General features: G+C 36.8%; 1 protein-coding gene and 1 pseudogene. Both read left to right on the top strand.

Annotation, left to right across the window (positions count from 1 at the left end; translation table 11 throughout):
• Positions 1-536: pseudogene (locus WBM70_RS02035) on the top strand (dehypoxanthine futalosine cyclase); the annotation flags it as partial.
• Between the two features lie 176 nt (positions 537-712).
• Complete coding sequence (locus tag WBM70_RS02030; protein WP_424556852.1) at positions 713-1969, top strand: M16 family metallopeptidase; 1257 nt, start codon at positions 713-715, stop codon at positions 1967-1969.
• Positions 1970-1995 lie beyond the last annotated feature (26 nt).

The following is a 1995-nucleotide window of genomic DNA, read 5'->3' as shown; positions in this document are numbered from 1 at the left end:
ACATTATAGCCCCTAAAAAACACGATAAAGATCAATGGCTGGAAGTGCACCGACAGGCACACAAGCTCGATATCAAGTCAACGGCTACGATGATGTATGGTACGGTAGAGACGACACGTGAGATAGTGGAACACTGGGATTATGTACGTCAGCTTCAGGATGAAACCGGAGGGTTTAGAGCATTTATTATGTGGTCATATCAAAGTGACCATACACAGCTCAAAAGAGAATTGCCAACGATCACAAAAACCTCTTCAAATCTTTATCTGCGTTATTTGGCAGTAGCGAGGCTTTTTTTGGATAATGTACCAAATATACAGAGTTCATGGGTGACACAAGGCTCTTACATAGGACAAATGGCACTTCTTTTTGGTGCCAATGATCTTGGCTCTACGATGATGGAAGAGAACGTAGTTTCAGCTGCTGGAGCTAAGAATGAGATGAATCAGGAAGAGATGATCAAACTCATCTCTGATGTGGGTGAAAAACCTGCAAAACGTAATACTGCGTATGAGATTTTAGAACGATACTATTGATAGGACGTTTTTTAAGCAAAGTTCAAAATTAAAAAACATGCGTTAAAGCATCTTTTTAAACTTTTGATTGTTAATACTGGATTATACTAAAGGTATTTCCTTTGGAGTAAATAAAAACCTAAAGATTTTATATGAAGAAAATTATTTTATTATTGATAGCACTACAAGGAGCATTGATGGCAGCATCAGTTAAAGAGATAGAGATTAAAGAACACAAAGTACCTGTTGTATTTGAAGAGGAGAAGTACCTTCCTATTGTATCCATCCAACTCATCTTTACAAATGCAGGACATTTGAGTAATACCAAAGATGGTTTAGCAGACATGACTGCAAGGCTCATGAATGAAGGTACATCTAAAGAGGGAAGTGTAGGTTTTGCGACAAAACTTGATGCACATGCAGTAGAGATCGGGGCACATGTAGGACGTGATAGTTTTGTGATAGAGGTCTCTTCATTAAAAAGTGAATTTCCCTATGCAGTAGAACGTTTGGAAGAACTTTTAAAAGACCCAAATTATACACAAGAAGCACTTGAGCAGATCAAACATCAAAAGATAGGTTGGCTGACACAAAAGAAGAGTGATTTTGACTATATTGCAGGTACTTCTTTGCGTTCCACACTCTTTAAAGATACTGTTTTAGCTAGACCTTATGATGGAACGATAGAGAGTGTAGAAAGTATATCGTTAGAAGATATTAAAAAACATGTTTCTACACATTTAGGGTACAACAATGCCATAGGTGTTGTGGGTGGAGACATTACATTTGATGAAGCACAAAGGTATATGAAAAAGCTTCTTTCACTTTTACCCAAAGTTGAAGAGAAAGAAGAAAAAATTATTCAAGCTTCAGATAAAAAAGAAGTAGTACTCATCGATGAAGATACACAACAGGCTTATATCTATTTTGGTGCACCATTTAATTATAGCTATAAGGAAAAAGACCAGTACTTAGCAAAGATCGCAGAGTATCTTCTTGGAGGAGCTGGTTTTGGTTCACGCTTGATGGAAGAGATACGTGTAAAACGTGGGCTTACTTATGGGGTGTATTCCTCACTTAGACGTACAAAACCGGTTTCTTATTTGAGCGGATATATGCAAACAAAGCTAAGTACACAAGATGAGGCAAAAGATCTGATACAAGAAGTGGTAGATACTTTTGTCAAAGAAGGTATCACACAAAAAGAGCTTGACGATACAAAGAATTTTTTACTTGGATCTGAGCCTTTACGTACAGAAACACTTTCTCAGAGGCTTCATCGTGCGTATAATGACTATTACTACGGAAGACCACTTGATTTTAGTAAAGAACAGTTAAACAAGATCGAGTCCGTCACACTTGATGAGATCAATAGCTTTATCAAAGCACATACTGAGCTATCAGATATCACTTTTAGTATTGTCACAAAAAAGGAAGCTAGTCCCAAGAAATAAATATGTCAATTTGACATATTTATTTC

This window comes from Sulfurovum sp. (assembly GCF_049668085.1).
Lineage (GTDB): Bacteria > Campylobacterota > Campylobacteria > Campylobacterales > Sulfurovaceae > Sulfurovum.
Note: the sequence above shows the minus strand (reverse complement) of the source record. Positions and strands in the feature narration are given on the sequence as shown.